At 75.5% G+C, this 18,719-nt stretch carries 18 protein-coding genes; 9 read left to right on the forward strand and 9 right to left on the reverse strand.

All coding sequences use genetic code 11. The features are described 5' to 3' along the window. Positions 1 to 24: 24 nt before the first annotated feature. Positions 25 to 630: a TetR/AcrR family transcriptional regulator gene (locus ND486_RS25305; RefSeq protein ID WP_224403274.1), complete on the reverse strand. Its 606-nt coding sequence runs from the start codon at positions 628 to 630 to the stop codon at positions 25 to 27. A gap of 50 nt (positions 631 to 680) precedes the next feature. On the opposite strand from ND486_RS25305, the gene ND486_RS25310 reads away from it, so the two are divergent. Next, positions 681 to 1,652 (forward strand): o-succinylbenzoate synthase, encoded by a 972-nt coding sequence (locus tag ND486_RS25310; protein ID WP_251786876.1) that lies wholly within the window; start codon positions 681 to 683, stop codon positions 1,650 to 1,652. On the opposite strand, the gene ND486_RS25315 is transcribed toward ND486_RS25310, so the two are convergent. After that, positions 1,639 to 2,250 carry an MSMEG_1061 family FMN-dependent PPOX-type flavoprotein gene (locus tag ND486_RS25315; RefSeq protein WP_251786877.1) on the reverse strand — a complete coding sequence of 204 codons (612 nt, stop codon included), beginning with the start codon at positions 2,248 to 2,250 and terminating at the stop codon, positions 1,639 to 1,641. The two genes, ND486_RS25310 and ND486_RS25315, sit on opposite strands and share 14 nt — an antisense overlap. A 73-nt stretch (positions 2,251 to 2,323) precedes the next feature. On the opposite strand from ND486_RS25315, the gene ND486_RS25320 reads away from it, so the two are divergent. Genes ND486_RS25320 through ND486_RS25335 form a run of 4 tightly spaced genes read left to right on the forward strand, consistent with a single transcriptional unit; the run spans position 2,324 to position 7,497 of the window. Beyond that, positions 2,324 to 3,277 carry an FAD-dependent oxidoreductase gene (locus ND486_RS25320; protein WP_251786878.1) on the forward strand — a complete coding sequence of 318 codons (954 nt, stop codon included), beginning with the start codon at positions 2,324 to 2,326 and terminating at the stop codon, positions 3,275 to 3,277. 40 nt (positions 3,278 to 3,317) lie between these two features. After that, entirely contained in the window at positions 3,318 to 4,805 is a 1,488-nt protein-coding gene (locus tag ND486_RS25325; RefSeq protein ID WP_251786879.1) for an FAD-binding oxidoreductase, read from the forward strand. Positions 4,806 to 4,865: 60 nt separating this feature from the next. Continuing rightward, positions 4,866 to 6,452, forward strand: coding sequence for a CHAD domain-containing protein (locus tag ND486_RS25330; protein ID WP_208822628.1), 1,587 nt, complete (start codon positions 4,866 to 4,868; stop codon positions 6,450 to 6,452). A gap of 10 nt (positions 6,453 to 6,462) precedes the next feature. Further along, the gene (locus tag ND486_RS25335) at positions 6,463 to 7,497 is read left to right on the forward strand and encodes a PHP domain-containing protein (RefSeq protein WP_251786880.1); all 1,035 of its coding nucleotides are present in this window, start codon (positions 6,463 to 6,465) and stop codon (positions 7,495 to 7,497) included. A 25-nt stretch (positions 7,498 to 7,522) separates the two neighbouring features. On the opposite strand, the gene ND486_RS25340 is transcribed toward ND486_RS25335, so the two are convergent. Continuing rightward, positions 7,523 to 7,924 carry a cupin domain-containing protein gene (locus ND486_RS25340; RefSeq protein WP_251786881.1) on the reverse strand — a complete coding sequence of 134 codons (402 nt, stop codon included), beginning with the start codon at positions 7,922 to 7,924 and terminating at the stop codon, positions 7,523 to 7,525. Positions 7,925 to 8,272: 348 nt separating this feature from the next. Here ND486_RS25340 and ND486_RS25345 point away from each other — a divergent pair, with 348 nt between their 5' ends. Next, on the forward strand, positions 8,273 to 9,382 hold the full coding sequence (locus ND486_RS25345; protein ID WP_251786882.1) for a glycoside hydrolase family 16 protein: 1,110 nt from the start codon (positions 8,273 to 8,275) through the stop codon (positions 9,380 to 9,382). A gap of 40 nt (positions 9,383 to 9,422) precedes the next feature. On the opposite strand, the gene ND486_RS25350 is transcribed toward ND486_RS25345, so the two are convergent. Continuing rightward, positions 9,423 to 10,412, reverse strand: coding sequence for a carbohydrate kinase (locus ND486_RS25350; RefSeq protein ID WP_251786883.1), 990 nt, complete (start codon positions 10,410 to 10,412; stop codon positions 9,423 to 9,425). A gap of 98 nt (positions 10,413 to 10,510) precedes the next feature. Between ND486_RS25350 and ND486_RS25355 the strand changes: the two genes are divergently transcribed. Then, entirely contained in the window at positions 10,511 to 11,512 is a 1,002-nt protein-coding gene (locus ND486_RS25355; RefSeq protein ID WP_251786884.1) for a GTP-binding protein, read from the forward strand. 120 nt (positions 11,513 to 11,632) lie between these two features. On the opposite strand, the gene ND486_RS25360 is transcribed toward ND486_RS25355, so the two are convergent. The 4 genes from ND486_RS25360 to ND486_RS25375 form a co-directional block, all read right to left on the reverse strand. Beyond that, positions 11,633 to 12,205 carry a hypothetical protein gene (locus ND486_RS25360; RefSeq protein WP_251786885.1) on the reverse strand — a complete coding sequence of 191 codons (573 nt, stop codon included), beginning with the start codon at positions 12,203 to 12,205 and terminating at the stop codon, positions 11,633 to 11,635. Positions 12,206 to 12,369: 164 nt separating this feature from the next. Then, positions 12,370 to 13,365, reverse strand: coding sequence for a small ribosomal subunit Rsm22 family protein (locus tag ND486_RS25365; RefSeq protein ID WP_251786886.1), 996 nt, complete (start codon positions 13,363 to 13,365; stop codon positions 12,370 to 12,372). A 24-nt stretch (positions 13,366 to 13,389) separates the two neighbouring features. Further along, positions 13,390 to 13,929, reverse strand: a complete 540-nt coding sequence (idi, locus tag ND486_RS25370) for an isopentenyl-diphosphate Delta-isomerase (protein WP_062400875.1) — start codon at positions 13,927 to 13,929, stop codon at positions 13,390 to 13,392. A gap of 52 nt (positions 13,930 to 13,981) precedes the next feature. Next, positions 13,982 to 15,151, reverse strand: coding sequence for a geranylgeranyl reductase family protein (locus tag ND486_RS25375; protein ID WP_251786887.1), 1,170 nt, complete (start codon positions 15,149 to 15,151; stop codon positions 13,982 to 13,984). A 151-nt stretch (positions 15,152 to 15,302) separates the two neighbouring features. On the opposite strand from ND486_RS25375, the gene ND486_RS25380 reads away from it, so the two are divergent. Then, positions 15,303 to 16,754 (forward strand): DHA2 family efflux MFS transporter permease subunit, encoded by a 1,452-nt coding sequence (locus ND486_RS25380; protein ID WP_251786888.1) that lies wholly within the window; start codon positions 15,303 to 15,305, stop codon positions 16,752 to 16,754. 15 nt (positions 16,755 to 16,769) lie between these two features. Here ND486_RS25380 and ND486_RS25385 read toward each other — a convergent pair whose 3' ends face one another. Beyond that, on the reverse strand, positions 16,770 to 18,101 hold the full coding sequence (locus tag ND486_RS25385) for an MFS transporter (protein WP_179760795.1): 1,332 nt from the start codon (positions 18,099 to 18,101) through the stop codon (positions 16,770 to 16,772). Positions 18,102 to 18,186: 85 nt separating this feature from the next. Between ND486_RS25385 and ND486_RS25390 the strand changes: the two genes are divergently transcribed. Further along, on the forward strand, positions 18,187 to 18,666 hold the full coding sequence (locus ND486_RS25390; RefSeq protein WP_226355660.1) for a MarR family transcriptional regulator: 480 nt from the start codon (positions 18,187 to 18,189) through the stop codon (positions 18,664 to 18,666). Positions 18,667 to 18,719: the final 53 nt, after the last annotated feature.

The following is an 18,719-nucleotide window of genomic DNA, read 5'->3' on the forward strand; positions in this document are numbered from 1 at the left end:
CCGGGAATTGTCCCGGACGCGCACTCAGGCCCGGTGGCCGAGGCCCGCCAGGCCGGTCCAGACCAGGTCCATCAGGTACTCGGTGGCCTGCTCGGCGGTGACCGACTCGTCCTGGCCGCGCCAGACGGCGAGCCGCTCGCAGGCCCCGACGATCACCTGCGCCCAGCCGGTCAGCCGGGCCGGTTCGGTGCCGGGGACCTGCGCGGCCAGCAGGGCGGCGGTGAAGTCGGTCTGCTGGGCGCGGATCTCCTCCAGCGCGGTGTCGGTGACCCCGGCCTCGGAGCAGAACAGCTGCCAGGCGGGCGCCCGCCGGTCGAGGTAGCGGAAGAAGGCCAGCGTCCCGCCCCGCAGCATCGCCTCCGGCGACTCCGCGGCCCCCGCCGCCTGTGCGACGACGTCGAGCAGCTCGGACCGGGCCCGCGCGATCGCGGCCAGCAGCAGGCCCTCCTTGGACCCGAAGTGGGTGTAGAGCACCGGCTTGGTGACCCCGACCCGCTCCGCGACCTGCTCCATCGAGACCTCGGCGTAGCCCCGCTCGCCGAAGACGGCGACGGCCGCGTCGACGATCTGACGCTCCCGCTCCGCCCTGGGCACGCGGCGGCGGGGGCCGGGTACGGTCTGCGCGGTCACGTCGGAGACTTTACCCGCAGTAAGTTACTGGCGGTAGGAAGCGAGCGGGAATGGACGTCTACTCCCTGCCGATGACCACCCGGTTCCGCGGGATCACCGTGCGCGAGGGCCTCCTGCTGCCCGGCCCGGCCGGCTGGGGGGAGTTCTGCCCCTTCCCCGAGTACGACGACCGCGAGGCCGTCGCGTGGCTGGCCGCGGCCCGCGAGGCGGCCGAGGTGGGCTGGCCGGAGCCGGTGCGCGACCGCGTGCCGGTCAACTGCACCGTGCCCGCCGTCGGCCCCGAGCACGCGCAGCGGATCGTGCGCGCCTCCGGCTGCACCACCGCGAAGGTCAAGGTCGCCGACGCCGGTGCCCCGTTGTCCGGGGACGTCGAGCGCGTCGCCGCCGTCCGCGACGCGCTCGGCCCCACCGGGCTGGTCCGGGTGGACGCCAACGCCGCCTGGGACGTCGACACGGCCGTCGTCGCGATCGGCGAGCTGGACCGGGCCGCCGGGGGACTGGAGTACGTCGAGCAGCCCTGCTGGGAGGTCGAGGACCTCGCCGCCGTCCGCCGGAAGGTGGACGTGCCGATCGCCGCCGACGAGTCGATCCGCCGCGCCGAGGACCCGATGCGGGTGGTGCGGGCCGGGGCGGCCGACGTCGTCGTGCTCAAGGTGTCGCCGCTGGGCGGGGTGCGCCGGTCCCTGCGGATCGCCGAGGAGGTCGGGCTGCCGGTCGTCGTGTCCTCGGCGGTGGAGTCGAGCGTCGGGCTCGCCGCCGGACTCGCGCTCGCCGGGGCGCTGCCGGAGCTGCACCACGCCTGCGGGCTCGGGACGGTCTCCCTGCTGGCCGCCGACGTCGTCGCCGAGCCGCTCGCCCCGCAGGGGGGCTTCCTGCCCGTGCCGCGGGTCGCGCCCGAGCCGGTGCACCGGGCCGCGGTCGCCGCCGCCCCGGACCGCGCCGCCTGGTGGCGCGACCGGCACGACCGCGTCGCCGCCCTGCTCGACGCGGCCACCGGCGCCGGCCGGGTCAGTACTGGTTGACCCGCCCGTCGCGGCGCAGCGCCGCGTCGATCGCCCGCGCCGGACCGGGCACCCGGTACTGGCCCTTCACCAGCTTCCCGGCGCTGGGCACCGCGCCCGTGCCCGGCCAGGTCGCCGTGTCCCACAGCGCCGAGCGCAGGAACGCCTTCGCGCAGTGCAGGAACAGCTCGTCGATCTCGACGACGATCGCCACCTCGGGCGTCGAGCCCTTCACGGTGAGCCGGTCGGCGAAGTCCGGCCGGTACACGATCCGGGCCCGCCCGTTGATCCGCACGGTGTCGTTCGACCCCGGCACGACGACGATCATCCCGACCCGGGGGTCGTGCAGGATGTTGCGCATCGAGTCGAGCCTGCGGTTCCCCTTGCGGTCGGCGAAGGCGATCGTGTGCTCGTCGAGGACCAGCAGACAGCCCGCCGGGTCGCCCCGGGGCGAGACGTCGACGCCGTCCGGCCCGGTCGTCGCCAGCAGGAAGAACGGCGCCGCGGCCAGGAACTCCGCGGTCACCGGGTCGACCCGGTCGCGCGCCTTGTCCCGGATGAACGCGGGCACCTCGCCGATGATCTCCCGGAGCCTGGCCTCGTCGGTCACGTGTTCCATCGCATCCCCCTCGTTGTTAGGTCACCCTAACCGTGGACGTGCTGCCGGGGCGACCCCCGCCTAGGGTCCCGGTGTGGGCGTGATCGTGATCGGGGCCGGCATCGCCGGGGTGACCTGCGCCGCGGAGCTGGCCGCCCGCGGCGTGGACGTGACGGTGTACGAGCGGGCCCGCGGAGCCGGGGGACGGCTCGCGGTGCACCGCCACGACGGCCGTCCCGCCGACATCGGTGCCGCCTACTTCACCGTCTCCGACGACCGGTTCGACGCCCGCGTCCGCCGCTGGCGCGACGACGGCCTGGTCCGCGGGTGGACCGACACCCTCGCGGTGTTCGACGGCACCGGCCGGGGCGCGGACAATCCGGGCCCGCTGCGGTTCGCGGCGCCGGCCGGGCTGCGGTCGCTGGTCAACGACACCGCCCGTGACCTCGTCGTCCGCACCGGCCGCACCGTCGAGCGGGTCCGCCCCGGCCCGGACGGCCCGACCGTCGACGGCGAGCGCGCCGACGCCGTCGTGCTGGCGATGCCCGACCCGCAGGCCGCCCGGCTGCTCGACCCGGACAGCCCCGCGGGCGCCGCGGTCGCCGGGCGGGAGTGGAACCCGGTGCTCGCCCTGACCGCCGGGTTCGCCGCGCGGGACTGGCCGCGGCTGCCCGCGGCGTTCGTCAACGACCACCCCGTCCTGTCCCTCGTCGCCGACGACGGCGACCGCCGCGGCGACGACGCCCCGGTGCTCGTCGCGCACTCCACCGGCGACCTCGCCCGCGCCCACGACGCCGACCCCGCCGGCGCGGTGCCCGCGATGACCGCCGCCGTCCGGGAGCTGCTGGGCATCACCGCGGAGCCGGACTGGACGCACGTGCACCGCTGGCGCTTCGCCGCCCCCGCCGGTACGCGGGAGCAGGCCTTCCACCTCGACGACGACGGCGTCGCCCTGGCCGGGGACGGCTGGGGCCGGTCCCGGGTGCAGACGGCGTGGCTGTCCGGGCTGGAGCTGGCCGGGGAGCTCGCGGGACGCCTGGGTCGCTGATCCCTGGCCGCGTCGGCGTCGGCGACCTACCGTCGTGGGCATGCCCGACCGCGCCACCGCTGCCGCCCCCGTCGTCGTCGAACCGGAGGGGCGGCCGTTCGGCGGGTCCACCGCGCCCGCGGAGCTCGACGCCTCCGGCCCGGACGCCGCCGGGCGCGCGGTGCTCGCCGAGCTGGCCGCCGCCCTCGACGCCGACCGGGTCCTCACCGACCCCGACGTCGTGCGCCCCTACGTCCACGACGAGGCCGAGTGGGCCGAGTACGGAACGCCGCTCTGCGTGGTGCGGGCACGGACCACCGCCGACGTCGCCGCGACCGTGCGGGCCTGTGCGGCCCACCGGGTCCCGGTCGTCGCGCGGGGTGCGGGCACCGGGCTGTCCGGCGGGGCGAACGCGGTCGACGGCTGTGTCCTGATCAGCCTGGAACGGATGACTGCGATCCGCGAGATCTCGGCGGGGGAGAGGCTCGCCGTCGTCGAACCGGGGGTGGTCAACGACGACCTGCGGGCCGCCTGCGCGGAGCAGGGCCTCTGGTACCCGCCGGACCCGGCGTCGGCGCCCTGGTCGACGATCGGCGGCAACGTCGCGACCAACGCGGGCGGGCTGTGCTGCGTCAAGTACGGCGTCACCCGCGACTACGTGCTCGCCCTCGAGGTCGTCACCGCCACCGGTGAGGTCGTGCGGGTCGGGCGGCGCACCGCGAAGGGTGTCGTCGGCTACGACCTCGCCGGGCTGATGGTCGGCTCGGAGGGGACGCTCGGGATCATCACCGAGGTCACCGTGAAGCTGCGCCCGGCCCGCCCGGCCGCGCCGCGCACCGTCGTCGGGTTCTTCGACTCCCTCGCCGACTGCGGGGCCGCGGTCGCCGCCGTCACCGAGCAGGGGCTGCAGCCCGCGGTCTTCGAGCTGGTCGACCGGGAGTGCCTGGCCGCGGTCAACGCGTGGCGCAACGCGGGCCTGCCGACCGGTGCCGCGGCGCTGCTCATCGCCCAGACCGACCTGCCCGAGCCCGCCGCACAGGCCGAGGCCGAGGCGATCCTGGCCGCGTTCACCGCGCACGGGGCGACCGAGGCGATGGCCTCGACCGACGAGACCGAGTCCGAGGCGCTGTTCGCCGCCCGCCGGATGGCCTACCCGGCGCTGGAGCAGCTCGGGATGGGGATGCTGACCGAGGACGTCTGCGTCCCCCGGCCGCGGATGGCCGAGATGCTCGCCCGGATCGAGGACATCGGCCGTCGCCGCGGGGTCCGGATCGCGACCGTCGCGCACGCCGGCGACGGGAACCTGCACCCGCTGATGCTCACCCCGCACGACGACCCGGACGCCCGGGACCGCACCCGCGCCGCGTTCGACGAGATCATCGGCGCGGCCGTCGAGCTGGGCGGGACGGTCACCGGCGAGCACGGCGTCGGCCTGCTCAAGCGCGACGGGATGGAGCGCGAGCTCGGCCCGGAGGTGCTCGCCCTGCAGCGGGCGGTGAAGGCGGCCCTGGACCCGGACGGCATCCTGAACCCGGGCAAGGCCGTCTGAACCGGCCGTATCGCCCGGATGGCCGCGCGTGATCGTCCCCGCGCCGGGGAACCCCGGAGGATGAGTACGACCGACCCGGCCCTGGTCCCGTCCGCGCTCGCCCTGACCTACCGGGGTCCGGCGCACACCGGCGCGCCGCGGCTGTCCGGCGTGGACGGCGTGCACGAGGTGGTGCCGGTGGTGGCGGCCGAGGTCCGCGAGGTCGAACGCCTCGACACCGCCGACCTGCGGCTGTTCTCCGCGGGCATCGAGCTCGTCGTCGAGCACGTGGTGCCCGACCGGGCCTCGGTGGTGGCGCCCGGCTCGGCCTGGGTGCTGCGGCTGCCCGACGCCGGCCCCGACGACGACCTGCGCGTCCCGCTGTCCGGCAGCGAGGTCGAGGGCGTCGCCGACCGGTCGGTCCCGGACGGCATCGACGCGCTCGTCCGCCGGGTCCGCGGCGACGCGCCGCTGGTGCCGGTGGGCCGGGTGCACGTCACCCGCACCGTCAGCAGGATGCGCGACGACGCCGGGCGCGACCTGGCCACCCTGACCCGCGAGCAGGTCGACGTCGCGACGCTGGGCGGGTCCGCGACCGTCGAGAGCTGGACCGAGGCCGTCGTCGAACCGGGGACGGCCGGGACCGCCCTGCTGCAGCAGCTCGACGACGCCCTGCGCACCACCGGCCTCGTCCGTGCCCCGCGCGGCGGGTACGCCCGGCTGACCGCGCTGCTGGCCGAGGCGGCGCCCGTCGACCCGCCGCGGCGGACCGGGCGCAGGGGCAGCGCCGGTGCGCTGCTGCTGCGCTACCTCGGGGACCAGGTCGACGCGCTCGCCGCGCGCGAGCAGGACCTGCGCGCCGACCGCCCGGACGCGGTGCACCAGATGCGCATCGCCGCCCGCCGGATGCGCAGCGCGCTGCGCACCTACGCGGGGCTCCTGGAGGGCCCGCGGGCCGCGCACGTGGTCGCCGAGCTGCGCTGGCTGGGCCGGGCGCTGGCCGGTGAGCGCGACGCCGAGGTCCAGGAGGAGCGCCTGAACGCCCGGCTGACCGCACTGGAGCCGGAGCTGCTGCTGGGACCGGTGCGGGCCGCCGTCACCCGGCACTTCGCCCGCACCCGCGCCGAGACCGGGGCGGCGGTGCTCGACGTCGTCGACGGGGAGCGCTACGCCGCGCTGCAGGGCGCGCTGCGCCGGCTGCTCGCGGACCCGCCGCTGTCGCGCCGGGCCCGCAAGCCCGCGATCACCGTCCTCCCCGCGATGGTGGGCCGCACGGCCCGCAAGCTGGAGCGGCGGATGGAACGTGCGCTGGCCGACCTCGACGCCGGTCAGGTCGCCCCCGACTCGCTGCACGACGCCCGCAAGACCGGCAAGCAGCTCCGCTACGCCACCGAGGTCGCCCGGCCCAGTGTGGGGAAGGACGCGCGGGCGTTCGCGAAGCGGCTCAAGAAGGTCTCCGACGTGCTCGGCGAGCACCAGGACGCCGTCGTCTCCCGGGAGACCCTGCGGACCCTCGGGGCCCGCGCCGGCGCCGAGCGGGACAACGGGTTCACCTTCGGTGTGCTGCACGGCCGGGACACCGCGACGATGCTCGACCTGGAGCGCAGGCTGCCCACGGTGTGGGAGACGGCGTGGACGCGGCGCGCCCGCCGGTGGATGCGCCGCTAGCCTGCGCGGGGTGAGAGACGCCGTCGCCGACCTCCGCCGGATCGCGTTCCTCCTCGAACGCGCCCAGGAGTCGACCTACCGGGTGCGCGCGTTCCGGACCGCGGCCGCCGCGCTGCGCGGTCGCGACGCCGAGGAGCTGGCCCGGCTGCACGCCTCGGGCGGCCTCACGGACCTGAAGGGCGTCGGCGAGGTGACCGCGCGCTGCGTGGGGGAGTCTGTCGCCGGGGAGGAACCGGTCTACCTGCGACGGCTGGAGGACGCCGTCGCCCGCGCCGACGCCACCGGGGTGCCCCTGGCCGAGGCGGCGCTGCGGCTGCGCGAGGGCCTGCGCGGGGACTGCCACAGCCACACCGACGCCTCCGACGGCGGCTCCCCGCTCGCCGAGATGGCCGAGACCGCGATCGGGCTGGGCCACGACTACCTCGTCGTCACCGACCACTCACCGCGCCTGACCGTCGCGAACGGGCTGTCCGCGGACCGGCTGCGCCGCCAGGTCGAGCAGATCGCGCAGCTCAACGAGCGGATCACCGCGTCCGGGTCGGACTTCCGGGTGCTCACCGGCATCGAGGTGGACATCCTCGACGACGGCGCCCTCGACCAGTCCGAGGACCTGCTCGCCTCGCTCGACGTGGTGGTGGCCAGCGTGCACTCGAAGCTGCGGATGCCCCGCGACGAGATGACCGAGCGGATGCTCACCGCCGTCGCGAACCCGCACGTCGACGTGCTCGGGCACTGCACGGGCCGGATGGTCACCGGCCGCCGCACGCGCCCCGAGTCCGAGTTCGACGCCGACGCCGTCTTCGCCGCCTGCGCGGAACACGGCGTCGCCGTGGAGATCAACGCCCGGCCCGAGCGCCTCGACCCGCCCAAGCGGCTGCTGCGTCTGGCAGTCGAGGCCGGGTGCGAGTTCACGATCGACACCGACGCGCACGCCCCCGGGCAGCTCGACTGGCTCGACCACGGCTGCGCCCGCGCCGTCGCCTGCGGGGTGGACCCGGAGCGGATCCGCAACACCCGCGACCTCGCGGGCCTGCTGCGCCGCTGACCTCCTGTGCCGGCGGGCGCCCGGCTCAGCGCAGCTCGAAGTCGGCGAAATCGAACCCGGGTGAGACGACGCAGCTGACCAGGACCGCCCCCGGCCCCGCCGGCTCCGCCCGCTGCCACACCCCGGCCGGGACCTCCTGCTGCGGGCCGGCCGGCCCGAGGCGCAACCGGGCGCCGGGGACGGGGTCCGGCCCGTCACCACCGAGGACCAGGTCCGCCTCGGGACCCGAGTGCCGGCACCACAGCTCGGTGGACCGGACGCGGTGCCACCGGCCGGGGGCGTCGAAGAGGTAGAGGATCGCCGTCGCCGAGGGGCGTGGACCGTACGGGGTCGCGACGACGACCGGTGAGGTCCAGGTCCGCCGGTACCAGCCACCCTCCGGGTGCGGGGCGAGGTCCAGCGCGACGGCGAGGTCGGGGCGAGCCACGCCGCCACTGTGGCAGGCGGACGCGCGGTCCGTCCCCGGTCCCCACCCCGGGGCGCGTCGCACCCCTGGTGCGGTCGCCGCACCCGTCGCGGCGGGTGCGGGAGCCCCCGCCGGGGTGCGACACCTGCGTCCGCGGGGCGCCCCGCGCGGCGACGGGTGCCACACCCGCCGTCGCGCACCGGCCGGTCACCCGACGTCACCGGTACCCGCAGGAGGATCACCGTCCGTCCACGGGCGACCGCATCCCACCCGTCCGCGCGCTCCCCGGACGGGTGGTTCGACTGGTGCTCCTCACCCACCGCACGTGAGATGGGACCGCAGGTGACCGAGTGACGGGAGTGATCCACGGTGCGGACCAGGACCAGGACGACGGTGGCGGTGCTCGCCGCGACGCTCGCGCTGTCGGCGGTCACGACGGCCGGTGCGTCGACGGCGTCGGCGGCACCCGCGCCTCCGGCGGCCGCCGTGACCCGGACCGTCGCCGACGACCCGGTGCCCCCGCGGGACGACAGCGGCGCGGCCGCGCCCGCCCCGGCCGGCGGAGACCCGGCCGGCCCGGCCGGCGGAGACCCGACCGGCCCGGCCGCGGGCACCGCGACCCCGGGAGGCGACCCGGCCGGCGGGACAGTGAAGGCGACCCCGGCCGACCCCGCCGCACCCCCGGCGTCGTCGCACTGCACCGAGACCGCGGCGCAGGAGCTCGGCTGGGGCGCGCCCGCCCGCGAGTCCGACTTCGACGGCACCACGGTCCCGCCGGACTGGCACCCCTACGGCCCCGAGCCCGGCCACAACAAGAAGGGCACCCGCACCCCGGAGGCGGTCACCGTCGCCGACGGGGCGATGACCATCTCCGCCGACGCCGACGGCAACACCGGCGCCGTCAGCTGGCACCCAGGCCAGAAGTACGGCCGCTGGGAGGCCTGCGTGAAGTCGGACGAGGGCCGGGGCGGGATCAACGCGCTGCTGCTGCTCTGGCCGGTGGCCGAGGACTTCCCGGTCGGCGGCGAGGTCGACTGGATGGAGATCATGGACGACTCCCGCCAGAAGACCAGCTTCTTCCTCCACTACGGACCGGGCAACGACCAGGACTACGGGTCGGTGAAGCACGACTCGACGCAGTGGTCGGCCTACGCGCTGGAATGGACCCCGGAGAAGATCACCGCGTACGTGAACGGGAAGGAGTGGTACTCCAACACCGACACCGACCAGTTCCCGCCGCGCCCGATGAACATGACCATGCAGCTGGACTACTTCGGCAACGCCGGCGGCCCCACCGCGATGCACATGGACTGGGCCCGGCAGTGGGCGCTGCCGCAGAGCACCGCGGCCACGCTGAGCCTGCCGCCCGGCTCGGCCGCGACCGGGCAGCCCCGCGACTTCCCCGACCGGAAGCCGCGCGAGCTGTCGGAGCCCGAGCAGCAGGCGCAGACCGCGATGCTCGCCCGCGAGCACCGCTGAGGCTCAGACCGCGATGCTCGCCCGCGAGCACCGCTGAGGCTCAGACCGCGGCGTCGAGCTCCGCGCGGGTGGGCGGGTTCGCGCCGTGCCGCGAGCAGGTGATCGCCGACGCCGCGACGGCCTCGGTCAGCACGGCCTCCAGCGTCGGCCGGTCGATGCGGTAGAGGTCGTCGCGGGCGGTCGCGCCGAGCAGCCCGCGCCGGTGCAGACCGGCGAGCAGCGCCGCGGAGAAGCTGTCCCCGGCACCGACGGTGTCGACGACCTCGACGGTGCGACCGGCCAGCACCAGGTGCAGCCCCGACGACGTCCCGGCCAGCACCCCGTTCGCCCCGAGGGTGACCACGACGACCGCCGGACCGAGCTCGAGCCACTCGCCGACGACGTCGCCGGGCTCGCGGCCCGGGTGCAGCCAGCCCAGGTCCTCCTCACTGACCTTCACCACGTCGGCCACGCCGAGCAGCTCGTGCACGCCGGGCAGGATCTCCTCCGGCGTACCCATCAGCAGCGGCCGGAAGTTCGGGTCGTAGCTCACCGTCGCGGTGTCCACAGCGGAGGCGAGCAGCTCGCGCAGCGCGTCGTGACCGGGGGCGGTGGTCAGCGCCAGCGATCCGGAGTGGACGGCGACGACCGGGCCGGCCGGGCCGTCGTCGAGGGCACCGGCGAGCTCGTCGTCGGTCCACTGCCAGTCCGCGGTGCCCGCGATCCGGAAGTCGTAGGACGCCTGCCCGTCGGCGGCCAGCTCCACGATCGCCAGCGACGACGGCTCGTCCGCCTCGACCGAGTGCGACAGGTCGACGCCGTTGTCCGCGAGATGGTCGCGCAGCTTGCGCCCGAGCAGGTCGTCGGCGAGCCGGGCCAGCATCCGGGCCGGCACGTCGAGGCGGGACAGCCCGACCGCGACGTTCGCGGGGCTGCCGCCGGGCGCGAGCTCCCAGTACCCCTGCGCGGGGGCGGGGACGATGTCGACGAGGGCTTCTCCGGCGACGGCGATCACTCCGCGTGGCGGGCGTCCGGCAGCTGTGTCGGGCATGGCCGCACTGTAGTGGTCCGATCGGGGTCCCCGGACAGGTCCGTGACGGGTCACGACCACGTCACGGTGCGTCGACACGCACGTGGTAGGCATGACGGATGCCCCGGAAGATCCCGGTCGTGGTGCTGGCCGGATTCCTCGGAGCCGGCAAGACGACACTGCTGAACCACCTCCTCGCCGCGGGCGGGGACGCGCGGATCGGCGTGGTCGTCAACGACTTCGGGTCGGTCGGCATCGACGCGATGCGCGTGGCCGGTCAGGCCGGCGACGTCGTCGGGCTCGGCAACGGCTGCCTGTGCTGCGAGGTCGGTGAGGGCGGCGTCTCCTCGGTGCTGGAGAAACTGACCCGCCGCCGCGACGAGATCGACGTCGTCGTCATCGAGGCCAGCGGCATCGCCGAGCCCGGCACGCTGGTCCAGCTCGTGCTCGACGCGCTGGGCCAGCACCTGAGCTTCGGCGGGCTCGTCGAGGTCGTCGACGCCGCGGAGTTCGAGGACTCGCGGCGCCGCCACCCCCAGCTCGACAAGCACGTCGGCATCGCCGACCTCGTGGTCCTGAACAAGATCGACCGGGTGGGGCCGGGGCCGCTGTGGCGGGTCCGGCGGCTGTGCCGCGAGGCGAACCCGCGGGCCCCGATCGTCCCGGTCCGCGACGGCGCGGTGGACCCGGCGCTGCTGTTCGACATCGAGATCGTGCCGGGCCGCCAGCTGATGCTGGGCGAGCGCGTCGACGAGCCGCACTCCCACCACCTGCACGCCGGCTACCAGAGCCTGACGTTCCTGTGCGACGAGCCGCTCGACGCCGCCCGCCTGCAGGACCTCCTCGACGCCCGGCCGTCCGGGCTGTACCGGATCAAGGGCTCGGTGCGCTTCGCCGCCGCCCCGGACCGGGAACGCTGGGACCTGCACACCGTCGGCCGGTACGTGCGGTTCCGCCGGAGCCGGTGGGACCCCGACGAGCCCCGCCGCACCACCCTGGTCCTGATCGGGACCGGGCTGGACGAGGCCGCGTTGGAACGCGCGCTGCGCGCCTGCGTCGCGACCGACTCCGACCGTCGCGACGTCGACGCCCTCCTCCCCGTCGCCCGCTACGCCGTCTGACCCGTCTTCCCCTGCTGCTGTTGCTCCCAGTGTCACCTTCGGGGCGTAGAGCGCTACGAGGGTGACCCTGGGGACATGACGCGGGGCTCGAGCGGCGGGTGGGGGCGGTTGGACCCGGGATCAGACCGAGGTGAGGTCCGGGCCCGTCGCCGGCTCGGCCAGCTGGGTCAGCGCGTCGGCGGCCCACGCCTCCCCACCGGCCACGGCGGTCCACAGCAGGACACCGAGGGTGCGGGTCGGGTCGATCCGTCCCGCCTGCCACGACGGCGTCGCCGCGAGCCGCTCGGCGCGCGCGCAGAGCTGCCAGGAGGCGGTGTCGGTCGCGGCGATGTCGCGGGCGAAACGGGTGTGCCCGGTGCGGGCGCGGTAGGCCCGGACCGGGTCGGTGACCGCGTGGATGACCGAGAGCACCCCGATCGCCAGCCCCAGCGCGACGGGCAGGCAGACGAGGAACGCCAGCGCCGACCAGGACCAGCTGTTCTCACCCACGGTGAGCGCCACCACCGCGGCGGCGACGACGGCGGTGCCGGTCATCGCACCGGCCGGGAGCTTCGTGTAGACGAGGTCACCCGCGTCGTCGACGACGTAGTCGGTGCCGGCGATCAGGGCCGGGTCGTACACGCGGTATCCGGTACGGGTGCGGACGAGGGTGGGCAGGCGGTCGGCGGGGGCGCCGGCGACGAAGTCGTTCATGGTCGTGCTCGATCTGTGAGAATGCTGCTGCTCGCGGCCCACCTGATGGCCGTCTCGCCCGGTCAGTCGCCCACGATGCCGGTCGGTGTTACAGATTCACAACGTTCCCCGGCGCGTCCGGTCTGTGACGTTCGCCTCCCCCGCTTGCAAGCAACCCGGACGGCTCACCCGGGTGGCCAGGCGTCGCCCCACGCGGTGTCACGGGCGTGCCGGAACAGCTCCTTACGACTGCGCGGGACGGGGGTGTCCCGCAGCGTCCCGTCCGCCTCGCAGACACGCAGCGTCACCAGTCCCTTGCGTGTGTGCGGGTGCCGGACCACCCGGCCCGGGGCCCGTCCGACGGTGCCGTCGTCGTCACGCACGGCGACGACGTAGGAGAACTTCTCGTCCTCGTGGCCCAGCGAACCGGCCTTCAGCACCCGGTGCCGCGAGCTGCGCCCGACGCGCACGGCGAAGTGGCACCAGTCGTCGTCGGTCACCGGGCAGGCGCCGTCGTGCGGGCAGGGCGCGGCGACGGTCAGGCCCGCGGCGAGCAGCCGGGCACGGGCGTCGAGGATGCGCGCGTGCCCGGCCGGCGTCCCCGGCTCGACGAGCACGACCACCCGCGCGGCCCGGGCGGCGGCGTCGACGACGGCGTCGCGCACCGGCACCGGCAGCTCCCCGAGCAGGTAGCAGGCGGTCAGCAGGTCGGTGTCCGGCAGCGCCGGGGCGGTGCCGAGCACCGCGGCCTCCCAGCGGGCGCCGCGCAGCAGCGCCGACGGAGCCCCGCCCGCGAGCCTGCGCCCCAGCGCCCGGGCCGGCGCCGCGGCCTCCAGCACCGTGGCCCGCTCCAGCGACGGCCACACCTGCGCCGCGGCCCACACCGCGGCACCGGTCCCCCCGCCGAGGTCGAGCAGCGACACCGGCTCCGGCACCCGCGCGGCGGCCCGCTCCAGCACGTCGACGACCGCCGCGTGCGTTGCGGGCATCCGGTAGGCGGCGTAGGCCGCCGCGTCGTCGTCGGTGCGCAGGATCGGCGCGGTGGGCACGGTGCCGCTGCGGTAGTCGCGGATCAGCCGGTCGACCACCGGCGCGAGCCGCGCGGCGGGGACCCGGTCGAGCGCGTCGTCGAGGGCGGCGCCGAGTGCGCCGGACAGGTCGGGGGACAGGTCGGGGACCACCCGCCCATTCCACCAGTCCCGGGCTCAGCCCCGGGCGCCGACCAGCAGCGGGTCGGCCAGCACGTCGAGCAGCGGGGCCTGCATCCGCGCCCACGGCGACAGCCCGGAGGCCGGGTCGTCGGCGGCGGCGCGGAAGCGCGACCAGCTCCACCAGGCCACGTCCTCGACCTCGTCGGGGCGCGGCTCGGGCTCGCCGCTGATCCGGGCGACGAACACCGGGCAGAGCTCGTTCTCCTCGATCCCGTCCTGCGACGCGCGGTAGCTGAAGTCCGGTAACACCATCCGCAGCTCGGTCGCGCGGATGCCCAGCTCGTCGGCCAGCCTGCGGTGCACCGCGTCGGCCATGTCCTCGCCGGGGGCGGGGTGCCCGCAGCAGGTGTTGGTCCAGACCAGCGGGAAGGCGGTCTTGGTGCGGGCGCGCCGGGTCACCAGCAGCCGGCCGGCGTCGTCGACGCCGTAGCAGGAGAACGCCAGGTGCCGCGGGGTGCTCGCACCGTGCACGGTGGCCTTGTCCGCGACGCCGACCGGGTTGCCGTCGTCGTCCAGCAGCACGACCTGTTCCATGCCGTCCTGTCTACCGGAGCCCGGCGGCCGCGGCCCGTCGGCCGGTACCGGCTCACACCCCGGAGCGGGCGGCTGCGCGGCGCCGGACCGCGCCGCCGAGCGCGGCACCCGGCAGGTGCGCGGCGACGACCGCGAGTGCGGCGGGGGAGACCGTGCCCCGCGCCAGCCCCAGCTCGACCGCGCAGTCGAACACCCGCCTGCTCCGGGCGGCGGCGCCGATCGCGGCGTCGAGGAACGCGGGACGCGCGGCCAGCCGGGCGAGCGTCCCGACGTGGCGGTGGTGGCGGGCGAAGGTCCGCTCCATGGCGGCGCGGTGGGCGGCGCCCGCGTCGTGGCCGCGCAGCGCGCTGCGCCCGGCGAGGATCCCGGAGGCGACGGCGTCGAAGATCCCCTCGCCGGTCAGCGGGTTCACCTTCGCCGCGGCGTCGCCGGCCAGCAGCACCCGGCCGTCGGGCTGGAACCGGGGCGCGGTGGACAGCGGCAGGTGGTGCGCGCGCAGCGTCGACGGGTCCGGTTCCTGGCCGGGCAGCAGCGCGGCGAGCCGCTCCAGCAGCGAGGCCCGGTTCCCGGCGCCGCGCTCGTCGAACACGCCGTAGCCGACGTTCGCGCCGCCGCCCGCGATCGGGAACGACCAGGCGTAGGCCGGGACGGCGCCGCCGGCGTACTCGATCGACAGCGTCCCCGGTTCGGCGGCGACCGGGGTGTACCCGCGGATCGCCACCGCCGTCGACGACGGCGGCACGCCCGGCGCGCCGAGCGCGCGGCGGACCACCGAGTGGGCCCCGTCGGCGCCGATCACGATCCTCGCGACGACGTCGTCGTCGAGCAGCACCCGGTCGCCGTGCGGGACGACGGTGCGGACCCGGTGGCGGCGCAGCTGCGCTCCGGCGGCGACGGCCGCGTCGACCAGCGCCGCGTCCAGCTCCAGCCGCGTGACCACCCGGTTCGGCCGGGGTGCGGTGCGGTGCACGACCCGGCCCTGGGGGGTGCGCAGGCGCAGCCGCGGTGCCGCGACGCCGAGGGTCCGGACCCCGGTGGCACCCAGCTCGTCGAGCAGGTCGAACACCTCGGCCGCGACGCCGTCGCCGCAGGTCTTGTCGCGGGGGAAGGCCGCGGCGTCGAGCAGGAGCACCGACGCCGACGGTCGCAGCCGCAGCACGTTGAGTGCCGCGGCGCAGCCGGCGGGACCGGCCCCGACCACGACGACGTCGTAGGTGGACATGGCGCCATTGTCCCCCTCCGCGCCCGGGCGGAAACGGCTCGCCACCGCCCGCCCGGCCGTGGTGCACTCGCACACCGCCACCCCCTCGTCCGGTCGCGCCGTGTGCCGGCGCCGCGGGTGGGCGCGTCCGTCACGTACCGAGGAGCACGCTGTGACCACCGAGCCGGCCGCCGGCCGCGACGCCGAGCGGCTGCCCGCCGGAGCCCTGCTGATCATCTCGCTGCTCGTCGGCTCGGCGTTCGTGATGATCCTCAACGAGACGATCATGAGCGTGGCGCTGCCCGCGCTGATCGCCGACCTGCGGGTCACCCCGGCCACCGCGCAGTGGCTGACCAGTGGGTTCCTGCTGACGATGGCCGTGGTCATCCCGATCACCGGCTACCTGCTGGGGCGGTTCCCGCCGCGGTCGGTCTACCTCGCCTCGATGGGCCTGTTCAGCACCGGCACCCTGCTGTGCGCGGTCGCGCCGGCCTTCGGGTTCCTGCTGGCCGGACGGGTCGTGCAGGCCACCGGCACCGCGGTGATGATCCCGCTGCTCATGACGACGATCCTGCGCCTGGTCCCGGCGAGCCGCCGCGGGCAGACGATGGGGACGATCTCGATCGTCATCGCGGTGGCGCCCGCGGTCGGTCCGACGCTGTCCGGGGTGATCCTCTCCGCGCTGGGCTGGCGCTGGATGTTCTGGATCGTGCTGCCGATCGCGCTGGTCGCCCTGGTCGCGGGGGCACTGCGGCTGCGGGTGGCCGCGGAGACCACGCGGGCCCCGCTCGACGTCGCCTCGGTCCTGATCTCGGCGGTCGCGTTCTCCGGGATCGTCTACGGGCTGTCCGCGATCGGCGAGTCCGCCGCCGGGGGCGCGCACACCGCGGTGCCGCCGTGGGTGCCGCTGGTGCTCGGTGCGGCGGCGCTGGCGGTGTTCGTGCACCGCCAGGTCCGGCTGCAGCGCGGCACCGGCACGGCTCCGCTGCTGGACCTGCGCCCGTTCGCGGTCCGCCGGTACTCGCTGTCGCTGGTGCTCGTCGCGACCGGGTTCATGTCGCTGTTCGGCGCGATCATCCTGCTGCCGCTCTACATCCAGGAGGTGCTGGGCGACAGCGCGTTCGTCGCCGGCCTGGTGGTGCTGCCGGGCGGGCTCGTGATGGGGCTGCTGGGCCCGTTCGTCGGCCGGGCCTACGACCGGGTCGGCGCCCGTCCGCTGGTGCTGCCCGGGTCGGTGCTGCTCGCGATCGTGATGTGGGGGTTCACCACCCTGGCCGCGGCGACGCCGATCTGGCTGGTCGTGGTGCTGCACGTGGGCCTGTCCGCGGCGCTGGCACTGATGTTCACGCCGCTGATGACCGACGCGCTCGGCTCGCTGCCCGGCGAGCTGTACTCGCACGGCAGCGCCATCCTCACCACGCTGCAGCAGGTCGCGGGCGCGGCGGGGACGGCACTGTTCATCACCGTGATGACGCTGGCCTCGGCCGGCGCCGGCGTCGACGCGGCCGGGGTGCACGCGGCCTTCCTGGTCGCGGCGGGCGTCTCCCTGGTGACGGTGGTGGTCGCGGTGGCCGCGTCCCGCCTGCCGGCACCCACCACGGCCCCGCAGGACGCCCGGACCTGAGGCCCGTCCGCCGGGTCAACGGGTCGCGGTCCTCCCGGTGGTGCCGGCGGGGGCGGGGACGTCCGGGTCGTCCAGCCCGTCGCGGGAGGTCTCGCGCAGGGCGAGCACCGACCCGACCGAGACCAGCGCCAGCACCCCGATCACCGCCGACAGCGTCCCGGTGCCGAACCCGGCGGCCTGCAGCGATGCGAACAGCACCGGCGAGAGGCCCGCGCCCATCCCGGAGATCTGGTAGCCCAGCGAGGCCCCGGTGTAGCGCGAGCCGGTGGAGAACATCTCCGAGTACAGCGCCGCGGACGGCCCGAACCAGGCCGCGTGCGTCACGCCCTGCCCGACCACCACGGCGAGGGTGAGCAGCACCGCCGAGCCGGTGTCGATCATCGGGAAGATCGCGACGCACCACAGCCCGGTGGCGACCGCCCCGCCCAGGACGACCGGCCGCCGTCCGACCCGGTCCGACAGCGCGGAGAAGCCGATGATCCCCACGATGGCGACCAGCGAGGACAGCGTCAGCGCGTTCAGCACGGTCTGGCGCTCGAACCCGGCACCGACGGCGTAGGAGATCAGGAACGTGGTGAGCGTCCCCTGCGCGACGAAGGCCCCGAACCCCACGCCGACGGCGAGCAGCAGGTTTCGCGGCCGGGACAGCACCTCCAGCAGCGGGGCGCGGGCCGGCGTCGTCGGTTGTGCGGCGGCCGCCGCGGCGAACACCGGGGTCTCGGTGACCGACAGCCGGACGAACAGGCCGATGCCCAGCAGCACCACGCTCAGCAGGAACGGGATCCGCCAGCCCCAGGTGAGGAACGCGTCCCCGGTCAGCGACGCCGACAGCGCCAGCACCAGCGTCGACAGCACCATGCCGCTCGGCGCGCCGGCGTTCGTGAAGCTCGCCCACAGGCCCCGCCGCGACGACGCGTGCTCGGCCGACATCAGGACCGCGCCGCCCCACTCCCCGCCGACCGCGACGCCCTGCACGACCCGCAGCACGATCAGCAGTACCGGGGCCAGCGCGCCGACCTGCGCGTAGGTCGGGAGCAGGCCGATCAGGGTGCTCGCCACCCCCATCAGCACCATGCTGATGACCAGCATCCTCTTGCGCCCGACCCGGTCCCCGAAGTGGCCGAACACGATCCCGCCGAGCGGGCGGGCCAGGTAGCCGGTGGCCAGCGTGCCGAAGGCGGCGACGGTGCCGACCAGCGGGTCGAGGTCGGAGAAGAAGACCGCGTTAAACACGACGGCCGAGGCCGTCGCGTACAGCAGGAAGTCGTAGTACTCGATCAGGCTGCCGAGATAGCTCGACAGGACCGCGCGCCGGCGCTGGGTCGAGGAGAACCGGGGGTGCGTCATCGCAGCTCCCTGCCTTCCGTGAGATGGAAAGCAGCTTTATAGCAAGTTACTTGTGATCAGCGCCACGATCGTTAGGATCGCACACGTGACGGATGCGGCGTCGGTACCGACGGGGACGCGGGGGCAGCGGTTGACCTACCTGGTCAAGCGCCTGCAGATGGCCGAGCGGGCCCGGATGGAGGAGGCGCTGCGCCCGTTGGGCGTGACGCTGGCCCAGTACACCGCGCTCAGCGTGCTGGAGCGCCGCGGCGGGCTCTCCTCGGCGCAGCTCGCGCGACGGCACTTCGTGACCCCGCAGGCGATGCAGCAGCTCGTCGCCGCGATGGAGCGCGACGGGATCGTCGAGCGCCGTCCGGACCCGGACAACCGCCGGATCCTGCAGGTCTGGCTCACCCCGCACGGCGACGCGACGCTGGCCCGCTGCCACGCCGCGGCCGGGGTCGTCGAGCGCCGGATGCTCGACGCGCTGGAGCCCGACCAGGCCGAGGTGTTCGCCGACGCCCTCGAACGGTGCCTCGCCGCGCTGGCCGGTCGCGACGGGATCCCGCCGGACGGCGATGCTTGACCCCATGGCAAGCACCTTGCTATCAAGCTAGTTGATATCAAGGAGCGAGGGAG

The organism is Pseudonocardia sp. DR1-2, from assembly GCF_023717215.1.
Classification (GTDB): domain Bacteria; phylum Actinomycetota; class Actinomycetes; order Mycobacteriales; family Pseudonocardiaceae; genus Pseudonocardia; species Pseudonocardia alni.